The organism is Paenibacillus sp. PK4536, assembly GCF_028594455.2.
In the GTDB taxonomy this organism is placed as follows: Bacteria; Bacillota; Bacilli; order Paenibacillales; family Paenibacillaceae; genus Saccharibacillus; species Saccharibacillus nuruki.
The window spans coordinates 183,177-210,033 of sequence record NZ_CP126313.1 but is presented as its reverse complement, the minus strand read 5'-3'; the positions used below and the strand labels follow the sequence as shown (position 1 = coordinate 210,033).

Below are 26,857 nucleotides of genomic sequence, written 5' to 3'. Positions count from 1 at the left end.
CCGTGTGATCAAAATGTAGGGGGACCTGTATGACATTCAATGAGCTGTCCACGTTTTTCGATAGCAGTCCAGTATCGGTTTTGATTTATGTGATCGTGTTATTTTCGATTATTCAGGGAATACGTCATGGAGCTGTACGTTCAGCAGGAAGATTATTTTCGTGGGCGGGTCGTACGTTATTAACAGTACTTGCACTTGTACTAGCCGCTCCGTTTGCTTTGTGGGCATCGCCTCATGTTCAAGCATGGGCGCAAAGTGTATCTTCGGTTACACCAGAAGGTGAATTGAAATGGTGGACTGAAATGTATTATTCAGCCATTTATTTAATTTCTGAATTTTCATTATTGCGTTTTATTGTGCTATTTGTACTGAGTTATGTAGTAGCTAGTATTGCTTTTTCATTGCTAACCGTATTGCTTTTACCTGAAAAATGGCGTAGAGGAACAATCGTAGTGAATGAGGAGCGTTCTTCATGGATCAATCGTCTAGCAGGTGGAGGAATTGGGCTTCTGAATGGAGCGATTCGATCCGTAATAGTGATTTTAATTTTATTTATCGTGGTCAGCCTGTATCCAAGTACAACAGTGACTGCTTATGTAGAAGGTTCTTCCCTTTATCAAAAAAGTGTATCTACTGTGATTAAGCCGTTAACTGGTTCGTTTGTAGCAGATACTTTACCTGTGTTCACCAGTGCAGTGGAAAAAGAATTGACCGGTATTTTTCAACGTAAATATGATGTCGTTGATCGCAGTATCCCTTCTGATATCGAAGATGCGGCGGCAGCGATTGTAGCCAAAGGAACCAGTACAGAAAGTAAAGCTCGTCTGCTCTACGAATGGGTAGGATCTCGAGTAACTTATGACTATAGTAAAGTCGAAAATTATGAACAGCGTGGAATCTGGCATGAGCAGAATCCTGAAGAAACCTTTGCGACTCGTAAAGGGGTATGTATTGATTATGCCCGCTTATATGCGGTGATGGCTCGTTCTCAAGGTATAGATGTAAGAGTCGTCACAGGGCTTGGTTATAACGGACAAGGTGGTTATGGTCCGCATGCTTGGAATCAAGTGTATTTGCCAGATTCAGAGCAATGGGTTCCACTTGATCCAACATGGGCTTCAGCGGGTGATTGGTTTAATCCTCCCAAATTTGCAGAAACACATATCGAGCAAAGCGTGTTGTAAAAGAGCGAAAATATTCAACAGCAGGTTGTCTATGGTATGATAAAAAAAGTTCAAAAGTCGTCTCGTTTTATAGTTGATGTACAGAATGACAGGCCTCATGTAGTGCCGTAAGAGAAAGGGAAATGTTACAACATGAATAAATCGGGTATGGACGATCCGTCAAAGCGCGAGATTAAAAATCAGCGTCAGTTTTCGATTCGACTGAATGTATTTTTTTTCGCGACCTTTGTCATTTTTAGTGTGTTAATTGTTCGTCTGGCGGTCTTGCAGTTTGTTGAAGGTCCAACGTTGAAAGAAAAAGAAGCAAGTATTTCTAGTAAAAGTACCCCAATTCCACCGATCCGTGGCAATATTATGGATGCTTCCGGTGAAAAAATTGCTTATTCTACGTCGTCTCAGTCACTTTATTTTACATTGGAAAAAAATTATTCTTTAGCTAAAAATAAAGATGAATTGTACGGCATCGTAAGCAAACTCAAAAAAGTATTCAATCAATATGGAAGTAAAGATGAAACAATGACAGCGGATCAGATTATTGAAGCGATGGATATTACATATCGCAAAAATTTCGGTTACACTCCGCGCCGTGTCAAAAAAGATTTAACCAATGAAGAGATTGCTTATTTCCTTGAACATAAAGATCAATTTCCAGGGATTGAGATTGTAGAAGAAAGTGTTCGACATTATGATACGGATCGTGTCGCTGTGCAGACTGTCGGCTACTTGTCTTCTTTTGCCGGTGTACGTAATACGATGGATCATTATAAAAACAAAGCGAGATTAGAAGATGCTCAAGAAAAATATCTAGATACAGAGTTTGTCGGTGTCGATGGTATTGAGTATGCGTATCAAGATGATCTACGCGGTAAAAATGGTCTTAAAACAACCCCTGTTAATGCAATGAATATTGCAAGCGGGCGTACTGAATTGACTGCTCCTGAAAAAGGGAACAACGTCTGGATGACGATTGATAAAAATGTACAAAAAACAACGCAACAAGCGATTACCGATCAATTGTCATTTCTTCATTCCTACCGTAGCGGTTCATCCTATGCGCCTAATGCACAAACAGGATATGCAGTAGCGATGGAAGTCGATACAGGAAATATTGTCGCTATGGCAAGTATGCCTGATTATGATTCTAATGTATGGGAAAGTATGACAGACGATAAATATAAAGACATTCAGCATTATTATGCGAACGGAGCGATTCGTGAAGTGTATCGTGAAGGGCATGCTTCTTCAATGGTGTTGATGGGTTCTGTTATTAAGCCTTTGAGTGTTCTAGTAGGGCTTAAAGAAGGATTGTTTACACCTTATAGTGGTTATCAAGATATTGGATTTGCACAGTTTGGTAAAGCAGGATACGAGACCAAAGTACGTAATTCCAGTAATCATGTATATGGCTATTTAACTCCTTCTACAGCGATCGAACATTCATCAAATGCTTTTATGGTCGATATGGTCGGTAAAAAGTTATACACCAAATACGGTGGCGAATCGATCAATGTCTGGGATAAATATATGAAAGAATTCGGTCTGGGTGTTTCTACGAAAAGTGGGCTTCCTTACGAGAGTGATGGTTCAGGGGAGTATATGAATCTTAAAGCCGCAGGTAGTGCGCAAGCAGCGATGGCATATGCTTCTTTTGGACAACAGGGGAAATATACCACATTGCAATTAGCGCAGTATGTAGCGACGCTAGCTAATAAAGGTACACGTCTCAAACCTCAATTGGTAAGCAAAATTACAGATTCAGAAGGTAATATTGTACAGAAAACCAAAGCACAAGTAGTTAATCAAATTGATTTCCCTGATTCTTACTGGTCTGCGATCAAGTCAGGAATGAAGAGTAAAGTATCTGGATTTGATGGATTCCCGTACGACTATGCTCGTAAAACAGGTACATCTCAGCAATCAGTATATGGTCATCTTGTGGATAATGGTGTATTTATCGCTTATGCTCCACGAGATAATCCGAAATTGGCTGTTGCCGTAGTGATTCCAGAAGGTGGCTTCGGTGCGCAAAGTGCGGCTCCAGTAGCTCGTAAAATCTTTGATGCTTATGATCAAGAATATGGCTTAGATGGTATTCCGAAAAAAGTATCTGAAGCAAAAACAACAGATCAAACCGCAGCTACAAGTAATAATTAATTGTAAACGTAGATGTGTATGTTCCAAATATGTGTCAGCAGGTTCCTTTCGATAAGGAACCTGCTTTTTTGTTATCTTTTTGTAGTCTACATAGCGCTTACATATGTTAAAATGAAGAAAGAACAACATTATATGGAACAAAATACATAGGAGGTTCAACAACCCGAATGAAAAAGTGGAATGAACAATCATCAGAGGACCTCGAAGTCAGTCATCGTAAGCAATTTTCGGTGCGTTTGAATATATTCTTTTTTTCTGTATTTGTTATTTTTAGCGTGCTTATTGTACGTTTGGCTATTTTACAATTTGTAGAAGGTCCAACGTTGAAAGAAAAAGAAGCCTATGTTGCCAACGATATCACTCCGATTGTACCGACCCGTGGGAATATTTATGATGCTACAGGAACCAAAGTTGCTTATTCCCTTTCGATGCAATCGTTATATTTTACATTGAGTAAAGATTATCGCTTGGATAAAAATAAACCAGAATTATACCAAATTATTGGTGACCTCAAGCGTGTATTTAATAAATACGGTGATCCTGATCGTAAAATGACAGCCGCAGAAATTGAAAAAGAGATGGATATTAAATATATTAAAAACTATGGCTTTACACCGCGCCGAATCAAAAAAGATTTGAGTAACAGCGAGATTGCTTATTTTCTTGAACATAAAGATCAATTCCAAGGGATTGAAGTTAGAGAAGAAAGTGTGCGTGAGTACAGTAAAGATCAGTTAGCTGTACAGACGGTAGGTTATTTGAAAGCCTTTTATGGTGTGAAAACTTCAATGAATAAATATATAAATCGTGCTCGACTATCAGATGAGGAATCTCGTTATATTGATACCGAACTAGTCGGTGTCGATGGTCTTGAATATACGTATCAAGACGAACTTCGTGGAAAAAATGGTGTGAAGAAAACGCCAATCAATGCGTTAAATCGTGTGAATGGACGTGCTACTTTAACACCACCAGTTAAAGGGAACAATCTCTGGATGACGATTGATAAAAATCTACAGTTGGTTGCTCAACAAGCAATCACTGATCAGCTTTCATACTTGCATTCTTATAGTAGTGGTAATGCTTATGCACCTAATGCTCAAACGGGTTATGCAGTAGCGATGGAAGTCGAAACAGGCAATGTAGTGGCTATCGCAAGTATGCCAGATTACGATTCCAATATCTGGGGAAATGCACCTAGTCAAGACCAAATCAACGAGATCCTATCTCGCTCTGCTAATGGTACGATTCGAGAAGTATACCGGGGTAAAGGAGCTTCATCTATGGTCTTGATGGGTTCTGTTATTAAGCCTTTAAGTGTATTGATCGGAATGGAAGAAGGACTATTTACGCCGTATGCAGGATACTCTGACCGCGGATATGCTGAATTTGGTAAAGCAGGTCATGAGACTCGTGTACGTAATGCATTAGGTGAAGTTCTAGGCTATTTAACACCGACTGAAGGGATTCGAAAATCCTCCAATGCTTTTATGGTCGATATGGTCGGCAAGCGTTTGTATAACAAATATGGTGCCGAATCCGTCAACGTCTGGGACAAATACATGAAAGAATTTGGTCTAGGTGTAACTACAGGAAGCGGACTTCCTTACGAGAATGAAGGTCGGGGAGAGTATCTAAATCTGGAAGCCGCAGGTAGTGCGCAGGCAGCGATGGCTTATGCTTCTTTCGGACAGCAAGGTCGTTATACTACACTTCAATTAGCACAGTATGCAACAACACTCGCCAATCGTGGTAAACGTCTCAAACCTCAATTTGTAAGTAAAATTACAGATGCTCAAGGAAATCTAGTGAAAAAGATCGAGCCTGAAGTATTAAATACTGTAAACTTTCCAGACGAATATTGGAATACTGTTATTCAAGGGATGAGAAGTAAAGTACCTGTATTTGAAAATTATCGTTATGATGTAGCACGTAAAACAGGTACATCCCAGCAGTCGATTTATGGAAAATTAGTCGATAATGGTGTATTTATTTCTTTTGCTCCTCGTAATAATCCGAAGTTAGCTATTGCTGTAATGATTCCTGAAGGTGGCTTTGGTTCTCGAAGTGCAGCTCCAGTCGCCAAAAAAATATTTGATGCGTATGATCAATACTATGGTTTGGATGGAGTCCCTAAAGGTAAAGCTGTAACTGAAGAAACAACAACAGAATAAACACAATTGATAAAAGGTGGATATCTATGAATTTGAATAAAAGTCCTGCTCATGAAAATGAGCAGGAAAAACACCGTAAACAGTTCGCTATTCGACTCAATATTTTTTTCTTTATAACGTTTGCTGTATTTTCAGTGATTGTTGTTAGATTAGCTATTATTCAATTTGTTGAAGGGCCAGAATTACGTAAAGTAGCAGAAGGCGATATTGTTAAAGAAGTCCCTCTTTTACCGACACGAGGAACGATTTACGATTCAAGTATGCATCCGATTGCTTATTCAGAACCTACGCAGTCTTTATATTTGACCCTAGATAAAGATTATAATCGAGCAGATCGTATTCAAGAAGCGAAGCAGTTAGCAAGAAAGTTACAGAAGATATTTGATCAATATGGCGATCCAAATACTAAGAAGTTAACAACAGTCGATATTTTTAAAGCGATGGATACTACATATGCTAAAGGAAATGGCTACACACCTCGACGTATCAAAACAGGATTATCTGATAAAGAAATTGCCTATTTTTTAGAGCGTAGAGATGAATTCGAAGGTATAGAAATTGTAGAAGAAAATATACGACATTATGATACAGATACGGTTGCTGTTCAGACGGTAGGATATTTGCGTCCTTTCGTATCTTCTATGAGTCGAAATAAATATAAAAATATTCAACGCAATTCAAGTGAAGATCCAGCTATGAAATATTCGGCTATCGAAAATGTAGGCTTTGATGGATTAGAACTGTTATATCAAGATGAATTAAGAGGGAAAAGCGGTTATCGTAGAGTGCCGATCAATCCCAAAAATATGGCTTCTGGACCGACAGAACTTATTCCACCTGTTAAAGGGTCTGATCTGGTATTAACAATCAACAAAGAGATACAAGTAGCGACGGAGAAAGCAATCACAGAGCATACGGCTAAAATACGCTATTCAGGCACACGTGGAGTTAGTGCTCCTAATGCTGTAACAGGGTATGCAGTAGCAATGGAAATAGATACAGGTAAAGTCATTACCATGGCTAGCATGCCTGATTATGACAGTAACATTTGGAGTAAAGACACACGTACTCAAAGTGAATGGAAGAATATAGAGCCTTATTACATGAACGGAGCTATTCGTTCGGTGAATCGTCCGGGTGGTGGAGATCATCCTTCTTCGGTTGTCTTGCTAGGTTCAACGATGAAACCTTTATCTGTATTGCTCGGCTTAAATGAACATCTATTTACAAGATATGATTATTATAATGATCGTGGTGTGACTACACTTGGTAAAGAAGGATATGGCACTAAAGTAAGAAATGCGAGTAGTCATGCTTATGGAATGCTTAATCCGGTTGACGCTATTTCTCATTCATCGAATACCTTTATGGTGGATATGGTTGGTAAACGGTTATATCAGAAGTATGAAGGTAAACCTGGTGTAGATGTATGGGATAAATATATGGAGCAATTTGGATTAGGAGTATCTACAGAAAGTGGACTTGCCGCAGAATATATAGGATACAAAGAGTATATACATGAAATGGAATCAGGAAGTGCTCAATCTGCTCTAGCATATGCTTCTTTTGGACAACAAGGGAAATATACAACTCTACAACTAGCACAATATACAACGATGTTAGCGAATCGTGGAGAACGTTTGAAGCCACAATTTGTGAATGAGATTCGTAATGCAGATGGACAAGTAACCAAGAAATTTAAAAAAGAAGTGCTGAATAAAGTAGATTTTCCTTCAGAGTATTGGGATGCTGTACAACAAGGAATGCAAAGTGATGTGGATGCGTTCAAAGGATTCCCTTATGATTATCGTCGCAAAACAGGAACTTCACAACAGCGCATGGCTACAGGTAAAACGATTGAGAATGCTGTCTTTATCGCGTATGCTCCTGCACAAAATCCTAAACTAGCTGTGGCTGTTGTTGTACCTGAAGGTGGATATGGTGCTCAAGGTGCCGCTCCAATTGCACGTCAGATTTTTGAAGCTTATGATCAGCAATATGGATTAGATGGTGTACCCAAAAAGAAACCCACTACTGAAAATAGTGCAGAGTAATATACAGTAAATGATTAAATAAATGAGTCTAAATATAACATCAAGCAAGGGGTAAAATAGCCTCTTGCTTTTTTTTGCCTTCTACTTTAAAATTTGCACTAGGGAAACATTATTTCCTAATATAAAAATATAGTCATATGAGAAAAATAATTGCTTCAATGTAATATTTAAAGTGTAGATTATTGGTATATAGAAACAGACTATTTTGAAAGTACAGGAGGATCATATATGTCGATTTATCGTTTCAAATCAACATGGGCAAAAGCATATCTTATTAATAAACATAACCGTAAACCTGCAACATCGTCTCCGTTATATCAACGCATGCTGTATAGCATTAGTATCGCTGTGATTGTTCTTATTCTTAGTGGATGTACAACTATTCAAGGGGCAACCGACGAATCGCCTTCGTTTGCAGAAGGGGGAGCATTACGAATAACGGCAACTACCGGTATGATTGCTGATGCCGCTCAGGAAGTCGGTGGAGAGCATGTATCCGTTGTAGGATTAATGGGTCCTGGTGTTGATCCTCATATGTATAAAGCTTCGCAAGGAGATATTCGTAAGTTAGACGATGCGGATCTAGTGTTGTATAACGGACTGCATTTGGAAGGTAGTATGACCAAGATTATGGAGAAAATGAGCAAATCTCGCCATGTGGTGGCTGTAGCTGAAAATATTGATCCTAACAAGCTTCGTTACAGTGAAGATGGAGCAACCGAATATGATCCTCATATCTGGTTCGATGTGAGTCTTTGGGTGAATGTGACTCAAACGATTGAAGCGGCACTGATAGAAGCTGATCCTGCACACGCAGCAGATTATCGCCAAAATGCTTCTGTTTATATAGCAGAGCTGAATACGTTACATCAAGAAGTACAGAGTAAAATAACGAGCATTCCAGAGTCGGGTCGAGTGTTGATTACAGCTCATGATGCTTTTGGATACTATGGTGATGCTTATAATATTGAAGTTAAAGGGTTACAAGGGATCAGCACAGCCGCAGAATACGGTTCTAAAGACGTAAGTGATCTACGGAATGAATTAGTCGAGCGGGGAATCAAAGCGGTATTTGTAGAGTCTAGTGTGCCTTCCAGATCGATGGAAGCTATTATCGCAGGTGCTCGGTCAATGGGACACACGGTTCGTATTGGTGGAGAATTGTTCTCGGATGCTATGGGTGAAGCAGGAACAACAGAGGGAACGTATATCGGAATGGTACGTCACAATACAGATACGATTGTAGAAGCGCTGAAATAATAAATGATTGCATACACTTGTTCATCATACATTATACAAGGAGGTTTATTTATGACCCATTTATCTTCATCTGATCCTATAGCCGTTACAGACAACAACGCGAGGGCTATGCCTCTGCAAGTATCAGGGCTGACTGTAGCCTATCATAAAAAACCAGTTGTACAGGACGTATCATTCACTTTAGCTCCTGGAAGACTGATTGGATTAATCGGTCCGAATGGTGCAGGGAAATCCACTTTACTTAAAGCTTCACTTGGATTAGTCCCTTCGATCGCAGGGGATGTCAAAGTCTATGGAAAAACCTATCAACAACACCGTAAAAAAATAGGGTATGTGCCACAGCGAGAATCAGTAGATTGGGATTTCCCTACGAATGCTTTAGACGTGGTATTAATGGGCACCTATGGACGATTAGGCTGGTTCCGTCGCCCTGGCAAACATGAACATGAAACAGCGATGGAATGTCTACGCAAAGTAGGGATGGCAGATTATGCACAACGGCAGATTAGCCAATTGTCTGGTGGACAACAACAACGTATTTTTTTAGCTAGAGCGCTAGCGCAACAAGCTCAATTGTATTTGATGGATGAACCTTTTGCAGGGGTCGATGCGACGACAGAGAAAGCCATTATTTCATTGCTTGAACAACTCAAAGCAGAAGGTAAAACAGTTCTGGTCGTTCACCATGATCTGTCTACCGTAGAAGCGTATTTTGATGATGTATTACTGCTAAATCGTACACTGATCGGTGCAGGGGCAGTCAAAGATATATTTAATGCTGACATGTTACAGCAGACATATGGTGGCAAAATGGCGGTGTTACAAGGTAAAGAAGGCATTGTACTTGCAGGGAAATAAGCACTTATAGTACCAAGTACTGATAGAAGAAATCGCACTTATAGTGCCAAGTGCTGAACGTAAGATATTTTGCTAAGCAAAAATCATGCTGGATTGAAATAGAAGAAATCGCACTTATAGTGCCAAGTGCTGGGGGTGAGGAGAGTATATGTGGAATACGATAGGGGCTTTGATACTTGATCCGAATGTACGCTGGATTATTATCGGTTGTATGTTACTCGGATTAAGTAGTGGAGTGATTGGTTCATTTATGGTTTTGCGGAAGCAAAGTTTGATAGGAGATGCACTGGCTCATGCGGCATTACCGGGGATTTGTATTGCTTTTATGTTGAGTGGTGTCAAATCAACAGGTGGATTTTTTATTGGAGCTTTAGTTGCAGGGGTACTCGCGACCTTTGGAATTCGATGGATTACACAATATTCACGAATCAAACAAGATGCAGCAATGGGCATTATTTTATCTTTCTTTTTCGGAGTAGGCGTATTGTTACTGACTCATATTCAACATAGCGGAGACGGTGGACAAAGTGGGTTAGACAAGTACCTATTTGGACAAGCGGCTTCTATGATGCAAAGTGATGTCTATGTTCTTGCCGGTATTAGCCTATTGATGATCGTTATCTGTGTGGCTTTATTCCGATTATTTAAACTAATCAGTTTTGATCCTGGATTTGCCAAAGGTATGGGCTTGCCTGTCGCCTTTTTGGAGCAACTTCTTCTACTATTGACGGTTATTATTGTGGTTGCAGGAATTCAAGCAGTAGGCGTAGTATTGATGTCTGCATTACTGATTACACCTGCTATTGCAGCACGTTTCTGGACAGATCGTCTGCATATTATGGTGATGGTATCCGGTATATTTGGAGCGTTAAGTGGTCTGATCGGAACATTGTGGAGTGGAATGGTGTCTCAATTGCCAACAGGTCCGGTGACAGTACTTGCGGCTACTGTATTCTTTGCAATCTCGGCACTATGTGCTCCGCGTCGTGGATGGTTAGCCAAGTTATGGTCGCGTAAGCAGACCAAAGAGCAGTGGCAGCGTCAAGGAGGAATAAGCCATGAGTAGTGATTTTTGGATTATTTTAACGGCTTGTCTGATGTCAGCCGCTTGTGGATTACTGGGTTGTTTTCTTATTTTGCGCAAAATGGCACTGATTGGGGACGCGATTAGTCATGCCGTATTACCCGGCATTGCGATTGCTTTTCTACTGAGTGGCACACGAGATTCGTTAGCGATGATGATTGGAGCAACTGCTCTTGGATTGCTTGCTGTATTTCTAATTCAATGGTTACAAAATTCAGGTATCCAATCGGATGCATCAATCGGCATTATTTTTACAGCATTATTTGCGATTGGCGTTATTATTATCAGTCTCAATGCTCGTAATATTGATCTGGATCTCGACTGTGTATTGTTCGGTGAGATTGCTTATGTACAGTGGGATACATGGACAGCGAACGGAATAGATATGGGACCACGTTCGGTCTGGATGTTAGGATCGGCATTATTGATTATTTTACTGTTACTTGCATTATTTTATAAACAATTCAAAATTTCAGCATTTGATCCAGCGATGGCAGTAGCTTGTGGGATTCCAGTGATGTTATTCCATTATTTATTAATGGGAATGGTGTCGATGACTTCGGTGGCTTCTTTTGAAAGTGTAGGAGCTATTCTAGTGGTCGGTATGTTGATTATTCCAGCATCTACTGCTTACTTGTTAACAGATCGTCTAGGCAGAATGCTAATGTATAGCGTACTAACAGGAGTCGTTAGTTCTATTATTGGTTATTATACAGCATATATACTTAATGCTTCGATTGCAGGCAGTATTGTTACAGTAGCAGGTATATTGTTTGGAATTGCTTTTGTATTTTCTCCAAAGCATGGTGTGTTGATTCGTCGTCTGCGTCAACGCCGTTCTCAAGGAACAGCAATCGCTGAATAAGAATCCTACCAGAATATATACTTTCTAAACATCTTGTCTTTGTTGAAAGTGAAACAACATGATAGGTCTACACATGAATGTAAACCATTTGCAAAACATCCTGTAATCTTTCAGGGTGTTTTGATTATTTTTCACATGTAATTTACAAAAGCTTTTGTGACCGATGTAACAACTATGATAAAATGAGCCTGTTATCGCAATAAGCTCACTGACTGGCTACAGTAGATTCAATAAACACCACTATAGAAATAGGAACAGGAAAGGAACGATACGACAAGATGACAATACGTAAATATAAGTTATTAGCTTTAGATATGGATGGAACATTATTAAACGATAATCATGAGATTACACTCGAAACGATTAAATGGATTAATAAAGCGATGGATGAGGGTATTCATGTGTGTTTGTCTACAGGACGTGCAGCTCATAGTGCAATGCCTTATGCCGAGCAATTAGGCTTAGATACTCCTATGGTCACTGTAAATGGTAGTGAGGTCTGGAAAGCCCCTCATGAGCTACATCGACGTACACTGGTTGATCCTGATCTCATTCGTCAAATGTACGAATTGGCAATCGAAAAAGATGTCTGGTTCTGGGCATATACAGTGAACGGTTTACACAATCGTGATAACTGGCTAGAAGAAGGTACAGACCTTACGAGTATTGAATGGCTCAAATTTGGCTATAATACCGAAAACGATGAATTGCGTTACCAGATTCTTATGGCATTACAAGATATGGGTGGACTTGAGATTTCCAATTCGTCTCCACATAATCTAGAGATCAATCCACTTGGAATTAACAAAGCAGCAGGGATCAACGAAGTATGCCAATTGCTTAATATTGACATGTCTGAAGTGGTTGCTGTAGGCGATAGCTTAAACGATCTCGCTGTCATTCAAGCTGTTGGATTAGGTGTAGCGATGGGTAATGCTCAAGAACCTGTGAAAGAATCGGCAGATTTGGTTGTAGGCTCTAATAATGATGATGGAATTGTTGAAGTCATTCGCGATTATATTCTGATCTAAAAAAAGTTGCAACGGATCAGGCGCTCTTCGAGTATATAGGTATAGAAAGATTACTGGGAGGAGTGAACCATACCGATGGAAATTCTCGGTTGGAGTTTAGTCATTATTTTATTTTTAGTCGGGATCGCAGGAGCGGTTTATCCTGTATTACCTGGCGCATTAGCTATTTATTTCGGATTTTTCGTGTACGGATGGTTTTTCTCATTCGCTGAATATAATGTCTGGTTCTGGATTATTCAGACGTTAATTGTGATTGTGCTGTTTGTAGCCGATTACGTCGTCGGTGCTTATGGAACTAAGAAGTTTGGAGGAACCAAGCTCACCGTCATTTTATCAACGATTGGATTGATTGTTGGACCGTTTGTTATTCCTGCTTTTGGTCTGATTTTGGGTCCATTGATCGGTGCAATTCTCGGTGAGTTGATTTCAGGTAAAGATTTTCAGCAATCGCTCAAAGCTGCATGGGGCACGATGCTTGGATTATTCACTAGCATGGTTGTGAAGATTATTTTACAAGTAGCGATGATCGTTATCTTCTTTCTCTGGATTTTTGTATTTTAAAAAAATAACCCGCATTGCTTAGATGACTATAGGTTGTCTATAATAGAGGTTGTTGAAAAAGCCCAAGACCGGAAGGCCTTTCAGCCTTCCGGTTTTTTGGTATGGTTGAGATCGGGCGTGAGAAAAGGGGAGCCGTTTTGTCTAAAACAGAGTCATTTGTCAGAGGAACCGTGATTTTGGCAGCAGCTGCTTTAATTGCACGTGTACTGGGTTTGGTACAACGTGTACCGTTAGAGCATATGTTAGGTGTAACAGGTAATGCATCATTTACGGTAGCTAACAATTTATACTTGATGTTACTTGCTGTAGCAACAGCAGGTATTCCAAGTACACTGAGTAAAATGGTATCTGAGCGTTATGCGCTAGGTAGACCTGCGGAAGCACAACGCATTTACTTTGCAGCGTTGTTATTTGCAGGTGTGATTGGTGTCATTATGACAGTAGGATTGTATATTTTCGCACCATTTTTTGCTGTGTACAGCTCTAAAGTACCTGAAGCGATTTTAGCTATTCGAGCCATTGCTCCATCATTATTATTATTCCCAATGATTGCAATGATGCGCGGATATTTTCAGGGACGTAACTTAATGATTGCAGGCGGTATTTCTCAAATTGTTGAGCAGATCGCGCGCGTGTTTACAGCCATTTTGTTAGCCTATATTATTTTACAATTAGGGTATGGTGGTGTAGAAGCTTCTGCCGGTGCTTCTTTTGGTAGTGTGCTCGGGAGTATAGGTGCGTTTGCAGTAATGATCTATTATGCTTTCAAAATGCGTAAACAAGATAAATTAGAAGGTATCGATGCTAGATCAGATAAAGATCATGCTGTTATTCCATTAACACAAATCTATGGTGATATTTTCAAATTATCGATTCCTATCGTTCTATCTTCATTGACGATTCCAGCCGTTTATTTTATCGATAGTATATTAGTAAAACCTTTATTGATTGGACAATTAGGAGATGCTATGGCTACCAATGTGCTGGCGATTTTGGGAGCTAGAGCACAAAGTGTAGCAGGTATTCCACCGATTCTAGCGATTGCACTGAGTCAATCGCTGATCCCTATTATTTCAGCTGCGTTTGCTAGTCGCAAAATGGAACATTTGAAAAATCAAATTACATTAGCATTACGAATTTCTGTACTTACAGGTGTGCCAATTGTGTTAATTTTTAGTACAGCAGCGTATTCGGTAAATGGATTATTATTTAGTACTCAAGAAGGAGCAGGCATTATTGCTGCTTTGACAATGGGGACAATTTTCCAGATTACGATGATGACGACCAATTCAATGTTAATCGGTATTAATAAAGCAAATCAATCAATGGTACATGTCATGATCGGTATTGTTGTCAAATTAATTGTTAGTTTTGCATTGGCTCCGTTTATTGGAATCTACGGTATTATTGCAGGAACAGCATTATGTTTTATTACGATTACATGGATGAATATTCGTTCATTACGCCAAATTGTGACTTTCTCTGTATTAGGCAACCGTTGGATCGGATTTATCGTCACTGTAGTAGTGCTTGGCGGAATCGGTCTATTGCTTAACCAAGTAGGTATTTTATTAACAGGTTATATGAATGATCGAGTTGCATTTTTTATCGGTTGTTGTATGGTAGGAATAGCGATACTATTGGTATATCCAGTCATGCTTGTTTTACTAAGAGTGGTTAAAGCCAATGAATTGGATTCATACCCTAAAGTATTACGAAAAGTTTTCCGTCCATTAATGCGTCTACAAAAGAATTAGGAGGAATATCATTATGCAAATGATTAATAGCAAAGAAGATTTTATAACTGTCACTCATTCTTCTCAATTAACTGTTGCTGTATTTAAAGCAGACTGGTGTGGAGATTGCCGATATATTGATCCATTTATGCCTGAAGTAGAAAGTAAATATGCGGATCGTCTAACGCTTGTTGAAGTGGATGTAGAAGCAACAGGTGATGTGAGCCAAGAACAGAATATCCTTGGTATCCCTAGCTTTGTCGCGTATGCGAATGGCAAAGAACTAGTCCGTTTCGTTAACAAAGCACGCAAATCTCGTGAGGAAATTGAACAATTTCTAGATCGTGCTGTCGCTGTGTATGAGACATTGGCTACAACAACAGCAGAATAAAAAGATTTTGTTGAAATAGAAATATATAATAACTATATGTTGCTATAAGTACATCTATATTTATAAGTAAAGACGTACAAAGATATGCTTTGAACAGCTATCGTTGTACGTCTTTTTATTTTGACTGTATATTGATTTTTAGTGCGAACTGGTTTATAAATTATGTCAATATTTGCTTACCTGACTTTTCATTTGTTACGATACATTCAGGAGGTGGATATCATGTCAAAAAAAGGAATGATTATTACCAGTTTTTTAATAGTAATTGTTATTGTTGGAGTAGCCGCTGTTTATTTAGGTTTACATGGCAATCCTTTTACAAAAAAAGAAGCAGGACAAAAAATTGAAGCTTATTTAGTTTATGATAAAGGATACAACATTGAAAAAGTTGAAGGTACATATTCATTTACATCATCCAATGCGCCTTATGGTGCTAATGTAGTTTTTAAAGATGAACCTAACACCACATATTCTTATGCTATTTTTAAAGATGGGCATATTGCTCAAGAAGGATATAGTGGAAATACTTCCAAGCATCTCATCAAGTAAAATAACATGAATAGTCTATAATTCTATCTTAGATAGAACACATTATATCTATAAAAGTTAGTTACATAGTATTGTGTAGATATTGATCATTTTTTGTCACAAAGGATGCGGTAGTAATTACTGGTGATTCGTTATAATAGATAGTGACTATAAACAATGTCACTATTATAAAATAGCGGGTGATTCTCTAAATGGCAAGAAAGTTCAGAATAACAACTACACATCTAAAATGGTTGAGCTTTGTCACCTGTGTTGTTATGTTTTTAGCAACAATGGGGGGACTTGTAGTAACGAAATCAGGTTCAGGGCTCGGTTGCGGAACAGAATGGCCGCTATGTCATGGCAAATTTGTACCAGCGTATACGATTTCTTCACTTATCGAGTATTCGCATCGGGCAATTAGTGCTTTGGCGGGCTTAACAGCATTATTTTCTTTTATCGGATTTATCTTTTTTAATAAGCATCGTGAGCTTAAAGTATATGCATCATTAACATTACTATTTGTGTTAGTTCAAGCAGTAATGGGCGCATTGGCTGTTGTATTCTCACAATCTGCTCCTATTATGGCGCTCCACTTTGGATTTGCGATGATTGCTTTTGCAAGTTCGTCGATGATGGCACTTGGAGCAAGACGGATGGATCAGCAAAAAGGAGATTTACCGATTCCTGATGAACCACCGGTGAGTAAAGGGATGCGTAATCTGACGTGGTTTGCTACGATCTATACGTATATGGTAGTGTATACAGGCGCTTTTGTAACTCATACCGATTCTAGAGGTGGTTGTTCAGGAGTACTACTGTGTAACGGTTCAATCTTACCGGAATTATCCGGCGGGGTAGCTGTAGCCTTTTTCCATCGTGTAGCAGCATATAGTCTGTTAATCGTAATTGCGGTTCTAGCACACTATGCTTACCGTCGTCATCCGTATAATCCGGGTATTCGTAAGCTAGGTGTAACAGCTATCGTCTTTATTATTATGCAGATTCTAAGCGGAATGTTGAATATTGTAACGATGAAAGTACCTGAATGGTATTTCTTCTCCAGTATGTTGCATACGCTATTGATTCAGATTTTGTTCGGTGTGTTATGTTATATGAGTGTACGGGTGTGGCAATTAAGCCGTGGTACACGTGGTAAAATAGGACAGGATCTATAAAAGCAACACTATTAATATGCTTCTGGATACTTTAAAATCAATACTGATTGTGTATAACGACTTTATTAAATAATAAAATATTTCTAATTTCCTTAGGAAATGTTTATTTTTGCTTTGACAAAGCGTGTGAAGTTCAATATACTGAGAAAAGATTTTCATTTTCATTCGAATTTTTCATATTTTCTTATCGAGAGTGGTGGAGGGACTGGCCCGATGAAACCCGGCAACCGATTTTAGAAAATAGATTGCAGTGAATGTAGCAATCTATTTTCCAAAATGTCATGGTGCTAATTCCTTCAAAATGGCATGTGCAGTCAATGCAATGTGATTTTGGCAGATGAGAAGGAAGTATCTCTAATAATAGAGAACCCTTTTCTGCGAAAGGGTTCTTTTTTTGTATAAAGAAGAGAGAAGCGAATACCGACATATATTATAATGAAAATATATCCGACTTATTCGATGGTTTATATATGATTAATGTAATATCGCTTGAGGAATGAAGAGATAGAAGGAAGGAGCACCCATCTGTGATTGAGTTAAAAAATATAACTAAAACGTATGGCAAAGGTAAAAATCTAAGTCCTGCGTTAAGCGGTATCGATTTGAAGATCGAAAAAGGTGAGATTTTCGGTGTGATTGGACATTCGGGTGCAGGTAAAAGTACGTTAATCCGATGTATCAACTTACTCGAACGTCCAACTTCCGGTGAAGTATGGATCGATGGCGTTGATATGACCAAGCTTAACAAAGCACGGTTGCAAGTGAGACGACGTAAAATAGGAATGATTTTTCAGCATTTCAATCTATTATCTTCGGCAACGGTGTATGAGAATATCGCTTTTCCTTTACGCTTGGTCAAAACACCAGAACGTAAAATTAAAGAAAAAGTGAAAGAATTATTAGCTCTGGTTGGACTTGAGAATCATGCAAATAAATATCCTGCGCAATTATCTGGCGGACAGAAACAACGTGTAGGAATTGCCCGTTCACTAGCAAGTGACCCTGATGTATTACTTTGTGATGAAGCTACTTCGGCACTTGATCCTCAGACCACCAATTCGATTCTCAAATTGTTAGTTGATATCAATGAGCGGTTTAATTTAACAATCATTTTGATTACACATGAAATGCATGTGATTCAGAGCATCTGCGATAAAGTAGCTGTTATTCATCGTGGTGGGATTGTAGAACAGGGTCCTGTCACTGACGTTTTTTTGAAGCCACAGCATGAAGTGACACGTGATTTTATTTTAAATGAATCCAATAATGCTGAACTATTGAACACATCTTGGACAGCACCAAATGTTCCCAATTCTTTAACTGTTAAAGTTTCATTTTTAGGTGACAAAACGTATCAATCGATTCTTTCGCAAACGGTACGTCACACAGGTGTCGATTTTGCTATTTTGCAAGGAACGATTTCAACATTAAAAAATGTACCTTATGGACAACTGATTGTTCGCTTTGAAGGAACAGAAGGAGACATTAAGCGTACACTCGATGGATTGACTGCTGAAGGTCTGGATGTGGAGGTGATCAACTGATGGGTGAATTGGATTTTTCACAAATCGATTGGAATGAATTCGGTACAGCAACGCTAGATACACTCAAAATGGTAGGTGCTTCCGGGTTATTTACTTTAATTTTAGGATTGCCTCTAGGTATATTACTATTTATTACAGGACGTTCTACGGTAGCATGGGTACGTTATTTCTATGCGGTGATTGCATTTATCGTTAATATTTTGCGCTCGGTTCCGTTTATCATTTTGATCGTAGCCATATTACCATTAACGCAAATTCTAGTAGGTACAACAATCGGAGTACTGGGAACGATTCCACCGTTAGTCATTGCCGCTGCCCCGTTTTTTGCCAGATTGGTGGAGACAGCACTGCGCGAAGTAGATCGTGGCGTGATTGAAGCAGCCAATGCTATGGGAGCTTCTCTCTGGCAGATCGTCACACGTGTACTTGTACGCGAAGCTATGCCAGGACTACTTGCTGGATTGACAGTGACTGTTGTTGCTCTAGTATCAAATACAGCGATGGCAGGAATGATTGGTGCTGGAGGACTCGGAACACTTGCGATCAACTATGGTTATTATCGCTATGATACGGCGATTATGTTAGTGGCTGTAGTCATCATGGTCATTATTGTTCAGATTCTACAAATGCTTGGCGATCGTCTAGTGGTTCATTTCTCTAGAAGATAAACGTAGATAAAGAATCGTCTATATGTGGTAATTCTGCTGAATATTCAGATAGTCAGATCGACAACAATAAGATATTCAGCATATCAATAGCATGAATTAAAATACCAAACCAATAAAGGGGTAGAGAAGATGAAAAAATGGACTCTAATTGTACTAAGTATTATGTTGGTAGCTATTATATCGGCTTGTGGTAATAAAGCCGCTGATAACACAGCAGCTACAGGAACCACTGAAGGTGGAGCAGAGGCAGTGACATTGAAAGTCGGTGCTACAGCTGTACCTCATGCTGAAATCTTAAAGCATATTCAACCTGCACTTGCTAAAGAAGGCGTTAATTTACAAGTTGTTGAATTTACAGATTATATCCAACCTAACGTTCAATTGAACGGTAAACAACTAGATGCTAACTATTTTCAAACATTGCCTTACCTTGAAGAACAAAATAAATCACGTGGTATGACACTTAAAGCAGTACAACCTGTACACATCGAACCTTTTGGTGCCTATTCTACAAAGTATAAATCTATCGATGAATTGCCAGATGGCGCAAATATCGCTATTCCTAACGAAGTATCCAATGGAGCACGTGCTTTGATTTTGCTTGCGAACAACGGATTGATTGAATTGAAAGACAAAACAAACATCACTTCTTCTGTCAAAGATATCACATCGAATCCAAAAAACTTTAAATTCACACCGATGGATGCAGCTTTTATCACTCGACAATTGGGTCAAGTGGACTTGGGTATGATCAACATGAACTATGTATTAGAAGCTAAAATCGATCCTAAAACAGCATTGTTGACAGAAACAAGTAGCGCACCTTATGCTAACTACTTGGTAACTCGTGAAGATAACCAAAACGATGCGGCTATCGAAAAATTGAAAAAAGCTTTAACATCTGATGATACAAAAAAATTCATTGAAGATACGTACAACGGTGCTGTTATTCCAGCATTTTAAGTCCATATCCTCACTGAAAGTATACAGAAAGAGCTTAACTTCACTCCAGAAGTTAGGCTCTTTTTTGTATTTTTAGAAATGTATATTTATTGTAAAAAAAACTTATATCGTATCTCCATGATCGTCTACGTTCTCCGTATCATGAACTAAAGATGTAGATATCGCACGTGTCACTTCCACAAGTTGTGATGGAGAAAGCTCTACTTGCATGCCTATTTTGCCTGCGCTAACGATCATCGTTTCAAGTGACATCGCATCTTGATCGATAAAGGTAGGATACAATTTCTTCATACCTACTGGAGAACAGCCTCCTCGAATATAACCTGTCCATTTCTGCAACTCATTCACAGGCAATAACTCTAATTTCTTTTCTCCAGCTGCTTTGGCTGCCTTTTTAAGATCTAATTCAGCGCCAACCGGAATAACAAAAATAAATAAGTTATCTTTACTTTGAGTCACTAAGGTTTTAAACACCATTTCAGGTGGCTTATTGATTTTGACGGCAACCGCATTACCGTGAATTTTGCCGTCTTTATTATCATATTCAATAATGGTGTATGGAATATGGGCTTTGTCTAAAATGCGCATCGCATTGGTCTTACTTGTATTCATTCAAATACCTCCTACTTCATAAGCTGAATACTACTATTATAAACGATCTTTTGAGATTTCGTAGAGTGGGGCAAAGCTTGATGTACTGAACCTTTTGACATCTATAGGTTAGGGTCTGTACACTATATAAGAATGGGTATCATCCAAAAGCTATGATTCCAACGTATACCATTATAAAAGATCATAACAATCGAAAAGATGTAATAGATGTTCTAGAGGAGGAACTTTTTTGGATCGTAAAATTGCCCTGATTACAGGCAGTGCCAAAGGATTAGGTAAAATGACGGCGCTTACGCTAGCGGGTCAAGGCTGTGATATCGCTCTAAATTATATGAATAGTCATGAAGAAGCTATACATTTACAGTCTCGTATTGAAAAAATGGGAGTACGCTGTATTGTTGTACAAGCTGATATTTCGCTTGAAGCCGATATAGATCGCCTTGTAGACGAAGTGGAACAACAGCTGGGCGGTATTGATATTTTAGTCAATAACGCAGGCCCTTTTATCCGGGAACGCCGTCTATTTGCTGATTATGAGCGTGCAGAAATCATGTCGTTAATGCAAGGAAATCTGATCGGTGCGATGTTGCTAGATCACCGTGTATTACCTCATATGCGTCAGCAGAAATGGGGACGCATTATTCATTTTGGTTTTGGACATGCGGCTGAATCGAGATCATGGCCTCATCGTGCTGTATATGCCGCAGCCAAAGTAGGATTGGTTTCGTTTACCAAAACATTGGCTGTAGAAGAAGCAGAAAATGCGATTACTGTTAATATGATCTGTCCGGGTGATATTCGTGGGGATAACAAAGAAAAACGGATCGCCGATGTCCTACATCTTGTTGATGAAGAAACGCCGCGAGGTCGACCGGGTAGTGGAGAAGACATTTCGCGTGTTATTTCTTATCTATGTCATTCCGATTCTGACTTTATTACAGGTAATATCATGGATATCTCGGGTGGACTTGATCCGATTCGTCCATATATCAAAGGATGAACCGAATAGATAGGGCTTACAGTAAAAAGTGAATACATGTATAAGCACAAAAAAAGCGTCCTGCTTCCCAAAGGAAGACAAGACGCTTTTTGTTATGAAGCGAAGGCAATCAATCGTTGCCTCTGTATAAAAAAGTCTGAATTAGAATACTTGGACAACCTCTTGCACACCTTCAACTTCTTCGAAAAGGGCGCGCTCGATACCCGCTTTTAGCGTGATTGTCGAACTTGGGCAACTACCGCAAGCTCCCATCAACTTAAGCTTAACGATACCATCCTCAACGTCTACCAACTCAACGTCGCCGCCATCGCGTTGCAAGAATGGACGCAATTTGTCCAGAACTTCCAATACTTCATCGTACATTTCAACCTGTACACTTTCACTCATATTGTTCAACTCCTTTCGTAACTATATTATAGTATAAATACACCAAAATTTCAGCATTTACGCAATGATTTTTATACTCATTTCAAATTTCTTTATAAAAATGACAATATAGGTGCATATTCAGACACATTTTAGTGTATGATGTTCAAGGTACAACGATTGGAGGAATACACATATGAGACCGATTATAGAGTTTTGCCAGAGTAATATGCATACCGGTACAGATCAGGTAATGAAGAAATTAGAAGCAGATCCTGATTATGATATTATAGAATACGGTTGTCTGGGCAATTGTGGTCAATGTTATGCAATGCCTTATGCTTTAGTCAACGGAGAAATCGTTGCATCGAAAGATGCGGATACACTATATACGTTAATTTTAGAAAAGGTTAATGAAGCTGATGCTTGGGCTGATCTCGATTTAGACTGAGATCAGCTTTTTTTTATGCTCAAGCACCAATGAATAGTTCATTATCACAAAGGAAATCACGAAGATAGGATTCTAACCGAAATGATGTTTGGACATCCAGAGCACGCCACTTTTCAGTAGACGAGGCACTTTACCGGTAACAGAGCTTTTACCACCGAATCCAAATCCTGTACCAAAACCGGATTTTTTACCTAATGCTCCTAAAGTTCCTTTAAGTTTCAGTGGTTGCACTTTCGGTTGTTCCCCTTTCCAACCGGCTACAATCACATTAGCAATCTGTTCTGCTTGAGCTTCTGCTGCTTGTGCACTAGCTGCGAAAGGGAGGGAAGCACAATCTCCACATACAAATACTTCCGGGCGACCTGGAATACGATACAGCTCGTCCAAAATGACACGTCCAGAGTTATCCTGATTGACATTTAACTCATCGATTAATGGTACAGGGCGAATACCTGCTGTCCAGACCGTTACATCTGCTGAAATGCGCTCAGACTCACCGTTATAGACACAATGTCCTTCTACACGGCTAATATTGATATGGTTACGTACTTCTACATTATGCTCACGGAACCATTCTTCTACATATTTAGATAGGCGTGGAGGAGATGAAGACAATAGACGCTCACCACGATCCAGAATGCGCACATTCAAATCTTCACGACTTTCACGAATTTCAGCCGCGATCTCTATTCCGCTTAATCCTCCGCCAACAATATTCACTGTAGCTTGAGGAGGTAAATTATTTATTTTTAAGTACGTATCACGAGTAGCTGTGAATGATTGAATAGTACTTGTGTATTCAGCAGCACCGGGTACACCATGGAAATTATCGGTACAACCTAAAGCGATTACCATTTGATCGTAATTCAACGGTTCGCCATCTTCAAATGAAATCACTTTATCTTCTAAATTAATGCCTGTTACATCACCATATCTAGTGGTCATTTTGGCATGTGTAGGAAATTTAACGCGCAACTCAAGATCAGAAGCTGTTCCTGCTGCTAAAGCATAATATTCTGTTTTAAGTCCCTGGAAAGGCATACGATCTACTAAAATAATCTGTGTGTCTGCTGGAATCTTATGATCCAATAATTCGTGGGCTAATGTAACGCCACCGTAACCTGCACCGAGTATAACTAAATTTTTCATGATATCTTCTCCTTCTGGTAGATAATAAATAGATGAGAATCGTACATGATCCCCGTAGTCATAATGATTTCAAAAATCATAAACATAGAGGCAAGTCATCCGGCGCAGAGAAGGCAAAGCGGTGAGCCGGGTGATGCCTTTTTTGCCCAAAAAGCCACATATTGCCAGCTTACAGGCGTATAAACGGGCTTTACTTCTAAGATACAGCGATAGGATATCTAAAACGAATCCACTGTATGATTAAGTAAAGCCCGGGGTATGATGAGATGTTGAATAGATCTAAAGACTATTCGTATACTTTAATTTCGTTGTAGAATGTATCGCGTTCTACAGGAATACGACCTGCGCCTTTAATCAACCAGATCAACTCTTTACGAGTCAAACCTTCTGGAGTCAAAGCACCTGCTGCATGACTGATACGTTCTTTGATAATCGTACCGTGAGCATCAGAAGCACCAAAAGTTAGAGCCATTTGAGTCAATTGAGTACCAATATTGATAAAGTACGCTTTAATATGATCGATATTGTCAAGCATCAGACGACTGATTGCGATTGTTTTCAAATCTTCATAAGCCGAGTTACGACGCATAATACTTGCATTTTTACTTTTCGGTTGCATAGACAATGGAATAAATACAAGGAATCCATTCGTTTCGTCTTGCAACTCACGAATTTGTACCATATGACGTACACGGTCTTCGTAACTTTCAATCGAACCGTACAACATGGTGGTGTGTGTACGCATACCCATATTATGAGCAGTACGATGCACTTCTAGATAACGGTCAACGTTTGCTTTGTCGACACGCATTTTTTTACGATACTCATCAGATAAGATCTCTGCGCCACCACCGGTCAACGATTGCAAACCTGCTTCACGTAGCTTTGTGAGTACTTGTTCAATATTCAATCCGCTGATCCGAGTAAAGAAGTCAATCTCAGCTGCTGTATATGCTTTGAGTACCACTTCTGGAAAAGCTTCTTTGAGCGCTTGAAGAGAATCAACATAATATTGGAAAGGTACGTTGTTGTTATGTCCACCTACAATATGGAATTCACGAACGCCAGGATGGTAATGTTGTTGTACATAATCAACCATTTCCTGACCACTTAATGTGTATGAACCTTCTTCGCCTTCGTCTTTACGGAAGTTACAAAATGCGCAATGAGCTTCACATACATTGGTAAAATACAGACTCATATTTTCGATAAAATAAACCTTTTTACCATTTTTGCGTAAGTTCACTTCATTTGCCATTTGTCCGATGGTGAGGATATCATCACTCTCATATAGATATACCCCATCTTCAATAGATAAACGCTCACCTGTACGTACTTTATGGAAAATTTCTGCCATACGGGTATCGGTTTGTGGTGTAATAATAGTAGACATGCTAGGTTCCTCCTGTTCTCCTTAAAACTTCTGTCTATCTTCTGTGATGTCCGAATCTTGTAAGACGTGCTTGTCATTGTCTTACACCAATAAGGAGTCAATGAATAATAGCAATTAAAAAAAGCACACCATATATGCTGTCAATCCTAACAATAAAAATGCCAAAATAACTTCATCTTTGAACGCATACTATATAATATACAACAAATTACATAACATAGTCACCTGATTTGAAGAATTAATGTGAAAAAAGTTACAACGACACATAAGGTGTAACGATGTTTGGTTTTTGACAGAATTTCGACATTTCCTGTCATCCTTCACTTACCCATTATAAACCTCTCATGTAACGCGGGCAATACAATTACTTAAAAAATGAGAGATTGTGCATAATGAATAAGCCTTGAGTGCAATGGAACAGAAGAGTATAATGAAAAAGAAAAGGAGGGGATATCATTGATTACAATTAGTGATTCAGCAGCTTCACGTATGAAAGGCATTATGGAAGATCAAGACATACCCGGTCTATTCGTACGTATTGGCGTAAACCCTGGTGGTTGCAGTGGATTCTCTTATGCCATGGGCTTTGATAGCGAAGAAACGGATAAAGATATATATATGACTATTCAAGAGATGAAAGTCGTTGTGGATAAAGAAGACCTGAAATACTTGAACGGTTTGGAAGTGGATTTTGAAGAATCCGGTATGAGTGGTGGATTTACCATTCATAATCCAAATGCTGTAGCAACTTGTGGTTGCGGATCAAGTTTCCGTACACGCGAAGAAGACGAAGTATTGGCTCAACCTTGCGAAGATTAAGATCATTTCGTAAATAATCATTAAATGAGAAGACCTTGAAAGCGTACATTTACGTATTTCAGGGTCTTTTTTTGTATACAAGATGTATAGCTAGCAATAGATACAAAAAAAGCGAAACCTAATCTTCATAGGCTTCGCTTTTGTTATTTACATTTTCACTTTTCGTTTACGGTACTTCTGAATCATCAAGAAAATTATTCCTGCTATCATTACATAAATACTCACAAGCAATACAGTTCTGCCATAAGGATGTTCAGCAATGATCATGATATTGCCAATGATCGATAAAAACGTTCCAATCAGTGCAATACTTCCGTCTTTACTCCACATATGCAACAGCTCCTTGATGTGTGTATAGATATCTTTATTGATCTTATAATTGATCTTCGATTGACTTGGTTAACGGAGATTCTACATCGCCAGTATGCTTGGTACTTACCGACTCGATTAAGACTAATCCACATTCTTCTTCAGCGAACGGGTTATGCATCGTTCCTTTGGGAACAACATAAAATTCTCCTTTTTCTAAAGTGATATCTTCAGCATCTTGTAGACGAATAATAACCTTTCCATAAACAACTAGAAATAATTCATCTTCATGATCATGTTGATGCCAGACCAGTTCTCCTTTAACTTTTGCCACTTTGACATATTGATCGTTTACTTGCCCGATCACTCGTGGCGACCAGTGTTCTGTAATTTTGGCTAATTCTTCTGCAATATTGGTAGGGCTCAATACGTTTAACATCGTTAACACTCCATTCTGCATCGTTATGTATAGAATTGATAGATCGTATATAAATTATACATGAAAAGAAACGTTAACATCTATTT

General features: G+C 39.0%; 26 protein-coding genes and 1 riboswitch. Of the genes, 20 read left to right on the top strand and 6 right to left on the bottom strand.

Annotation, left to right across the window (positions count from 1 at the left end):
* Nucleotides 1-29: 29 nt before the first annotated feature.
* The 17 genes from PO903_RS01000 (at nucleotide 30) to PO903_RS00920 (ending at nucleotide 20,233) form a co-directional block, all read left to right on the top strand.
* The gene (locus tag PO903_RS01000; protein ID WP_273592397.1) at nucleotides 30-1,184 is read left to right on the top strand and encodes a transglutaminase domain-containing protein; all 1,155 of its coding nucleotides are present in this window, start codon (nucleotides 30-32) and stop codon (nucleotides 1,182-1,184) included.
* A 132-nt stretch (nucleotides 1,185-1,316) separates the two neighbouring features.
* Nucleotides 1,317-3,338 carry a peptidoglycan D,D-transpeptidase FtsI family protein gene (locus PO903_RS00995; RefSeq protein WP_069326201.1) on the top strand — a complete coding sequence of 674 codons (2,022 nt, stop codon included), beginning with the start codon at nucleotides 1,317-1,319 and terminating at the stop codon, nucleotides 3,336-3,338.
* Nucleotides 3,339-3,505: 167 nt separating this feature from the next.
* Nucleotides 3,506-5,512, top strand: a complete 2,007-nt coding sequence (locus tag PO903_RS00990) for a peptidoglycan D,D-transpeptidase FtsI family protein (protein ID WP_069326202.1) — start codon at nucleotides 3,506-3,508, stop codon at nucleotides 5,510-5,512.
* A gap of 26 nt (nucleotides 5,513-5,538) precedes the next feature.
* Nucleotides 5,539-7,566: a peptidoglycan D,D-transpeptidase FtsI family protein gene (locus PO903_RS00985; RefSeq protein WP_273592396.1), complete on the top strand. Its 2,028-nt coding sequence runs from the start codon at nucleotides 5,539-5,541 to the stop codon at nucleotides 7,564-7,566.
* 228 nt (nucleotides 7,567-7,794) lie between these two features.
* On the top strand, nucleotides 7,795-8,826 hold the full coding sequence (locus PO903_RS00980) for a metal ABC transporter solute-binding protein, Zn/Mn family (RefSeq protein WP_273592395.1): 1,032 nt from the start codon (nucleotides 7,795-7,797) through the stop codon (nucleotides 8,824-8,826).
* Between the two features lie 51 nt (nucleotides 8,827-8,877).
* Complete coding sequence (locus PO903_RS00975; protein WP_273592394.1) at nucleotides 8,878-9,684, top strand: metal ABC transporter ATP-binding protein; 807 nt, start codon at nucleotides 8,878-8,880, stop codon at nucleotides 9,682-9,684.
* Between the two features lie 148 nt (nucleotides 9,685-9,832).
* Entirely contained in the window at nucleotides 9,833-10,750 is a 918-nt protein-coding gene (locus PO903_RS00970) for a metal ABC transporter permease (protein ID WP_137223789.1), read from the top strand.
* A complete protein-coding gene (locus tag PO903_RS00965; RefSeq protein WP_069326205.1) occupies nucleotides 10,743-11,633 on the top strand; it encodes a metal ABC transporter permease in 891 nt (296 codons plus the stop codon). The genes PO903_RS00970 and PO903_RS00965 overlap by 8 nt, the downstream gene beginning before the upstream one ends.
* Nucleotides 11,634-11,911: 278 nt before the next feature.
* On the top strand, nucleotides 11,912-12,664 hold the full coding sequence (locus tag PO903_RS00960) for a Cof-type HAD-IIB family hydrolase (RefSeq protein WP_273592393.1): 753 nt from the start codon (nucleotides 11,912-11,914) through the stop codon (nucleotides 12,662-12,664).
* Between the two features lie 75 nt (nucleotides 12,665-12,739).
* Complete coding sequence (locus PO903_RS00955; RefSeq protein ID WP_069326207.1) at nucleotides 12,740-13,225, top strand: DUF456 domain-containing protein; 486 nt, start codon at nucleotides 12,740-12,742, stop codon at nucleotides 13,223-13,225.
* A 137-nt stretch (nucleotides 13,226-13,362) separates the two neighbouring features.
* A complete protein-coding gene (locus tag PO903_RS00950) occupies nucleotides 13,363-14,982 on the top strand; it encodes a putative polysaccharide biosynthesis protein (protein WP_273592392.1) in 1,620 nt (539 codons plus the stop codon).
* A gap of 13 nt (nucleotides 14,983-14,995) precedes the next feature.
* Nucleotides 14,996-15,352 (top strand): thioredoxin family protein, encoded by a 357-nt coding sequence (locus PO903_RS00945; protein ID WP_273592391.1) that lies wholly within the window; start codon nucleotides 14,996-14,998, stop codon nucleotides 15,350-15,352.
* A gap of 222 nt (nucleotides 15,353-15,574) precedes the next feature.
* Nucleotides 15,575-15,901, top strand: coding sequence for a DUF3139 domain-containing protein (locus PO903_RS00940; RefSeq protein ID WP_069326210.1), 327 nt, complete (start codon nucleotides 15,575-15,577; stop codon nucleotides 15,899-15,901).
* 191 nt (nucleotides 15,902-16,092) lie between these two features.
* Complete coding sequence (locus PO903_RS00935; protein WP_069326211.1) at nucleotides 16,093-17,058, top strand: COX15/CtaA family protein; 966 nt, start codon at nucleotides 16,093-16,095, stop codon at nucleotides 17,056-17,058.
* Between the two features lie 181 nt (nucleotides 17,059-17,239).
* A riboswitch (SAM riboswitch) is annotated at nucleotides 17,240-17,402 on the top strand.
* Nucleotides 17,403-17,585: 183 nt separating this feature from the next.
* Nucleotides 17,586-18,602 (top strand): methionine ABC transporter ATP-binding protein, encoded by a 1,017-nt coding sequence (locus PO903_RS00930; protein ID WP_069326212.1) that lies wholly within the window; start codon nucleotides 17,586-17,588, stop codon nucleotides 18,600-18,602.
* The gene (locus PO903_RS00925; RefSeq protein ID WP_069326213.1) at nucleotides 18,602-19,270 is read left to right on the top strand and encodes a methionine ABC transporter permease; all 669 of its coding nucleotides are present in this window, start codon (nucleotides 18,602-18,604) and stop codon (nucleotides 19,268-19,270) included. The genes PO903_RS00930 and PO903_RS00925 overlap by 1 nt, the downstream gene beginning before the upstream one ends.
* Before the next feature lie 129 nt (nucleotides 19,271-19,399).
* Nucleotides 19,400-20,233, top strand: coding sequence for a MetQ/NlpA family ABC transporter substrate-binding protein (locus PO903_RS00920; RefSeq protein ID WP_069326214.1), 834 nt, complete (start codon nucleotides 19,400-19,402; stop codon nucleotides 20,231-20,233).
* A gap of 102 nt (nucleotides 20,234-20,335) precedes the next feature.
* Here PO903_RS00920 and ybaK read toward each other — a convergent pair whose 3' ends face one another.
* The gene (gene ybaK / locus PO903_RS00915) at nucleotides 20,336-20,845 is read right to left on the bottom strand and encodes a Cys-tRNA(Pro) deacylase (RefSeq protein ID WP_273592390.1); all 510 of its coding nucleotides are present in this window, start codon (nucleotides 20,843-20,845) and stop codon (nucleotides 20,336-20,338) included.
* 229 nt (nucleotides 20,846-21,074) lie between these two features.
* On the opposite strand from ybaK, the gene PO903_RS00910 reads away from it, so the two are divergent.
* Nucleotides 21,075-21,845, top strand: a complete 771-nt coding sequence (locus PO903_RS00910) for an SDR family oxidoreductase (protein ID WP_137223763.1) — start codon at nucleotides 21,075-21,077, stop codon at nucleotides 21,843-21,845.
* A 141-nt stretch (nucleotides 21,846-21,986) separates the two neighbouring features.
* Here the strand turns inward: PO903_RS00910 and PO903_RS00905 are convergent, their stop codons facing one another.
* Nucleotides 21,987-22,232: a NifU family protein gene (locus PO903_RS00905; RefSeq protein ID WP_069326216.1), complete on the bottom strand. Its 246-nt coding sequence runs from the start codon at nucleotides 22,230-22,232 to the stop codon at nucleotides 21,987-21,989.
* Between the two features lie 175 nt (nucleotides 22,233-22,407).
* On the opposite strand from PO903_RS00905, the gene PO903_RS00900 reads away from it, so the two are divergent.
* Nucleotides 22,408-22,662, top strand: a complete 255-nt coding sequence (locus PO903_RS00900; protein ID WP_273592389.1) for a YuzB family protein — start codon at nucleotides 22,408-22,410, stop codon at nucleotides 22,660-22,662.
* Between the two features lie 72 nt (nucleotides 22,663-22,734).
* On the opposite strand, the gene PO903_RS00895 is transcribed toward PO903_RS00900, so the two are convergent.
* Together PO903_RS00895 and mqnE are read right to left on the bottom strand one after the other, a co-directional pair.
* A complete protein-coding gene (locus PO903_RS00895) occupies nucleotides 22,735-23,811 on the bottom strand; it encodes an NAD(P)/FAD-dependent oxidoreductase (RefSeq protein WP_069326218.1) in 1,077 nt (358 codons plus the stop codon).
* Nucleotides 23,812-24,097: 286 nt separating this feature from the next.
* Nucleotides 24,098-25,204 carry an aminofutalosine synthase MqnE gene (gene mqnE, locus PO903_RS00890; protein WP_069326219.1) on the bottom strand — a complete coding sequence of 369 codons (1,107 nt, stop codon included), beginning with the start codon at nucleotides 25,202-25,204 and terminating at the stop codon, nucleotides 24,098-24,100.
* A 456-nt stretch (nucleotides 25,205-25,660) separates the two neighbouring features.
* Between mqnE and PO903_RS00885 the strand changes: the two genes are divergently transcribed.
* Entirely contained in the window at nucleotides 25,661-26,023 is a 363-nt protein-coding gene (locus PO903_RS00885) for a HesB/IscA family protein (RefSeq protein ID WP_137223761.1), read from the top strand.
* A gap of 147 nt (nucleotides 26,024-26,170) precedes the next feature.
* On the opposite strand, the gene PO903_RS00880 is transcribed toward PO903_RS00885, so the two are convergent.
* On the bottom strand, nucleotides 26,171-26,353 hold the full coding sequence (locus PO903_RS00880; protein WP_273592388.1) for a hypothetical protein: 183 nt from the start codon (nucleotides 26,351-26,353) through the stop codon (nucleotides 26,171-26,173).
* Between the two features lie 43 nt (nucleotides 26,354-26,396).
* Nucleotides 26,397-26,771 carry a cupin domain-containing protein gene (locus tag PO903_RS00875; RefSeq protein ID WP_069326222.1) on the bottom strand — a complete coding sequence of 125 codons (375 nt, stop codon included), beginning with the start codon at nucleotides 26,769-26,771 and terminating at the stop codon, nucleotides 26,397-26,399.
* Between the last annotated feature and the right edge of the window lie 86 nt (nucleotides 26,772-26,857).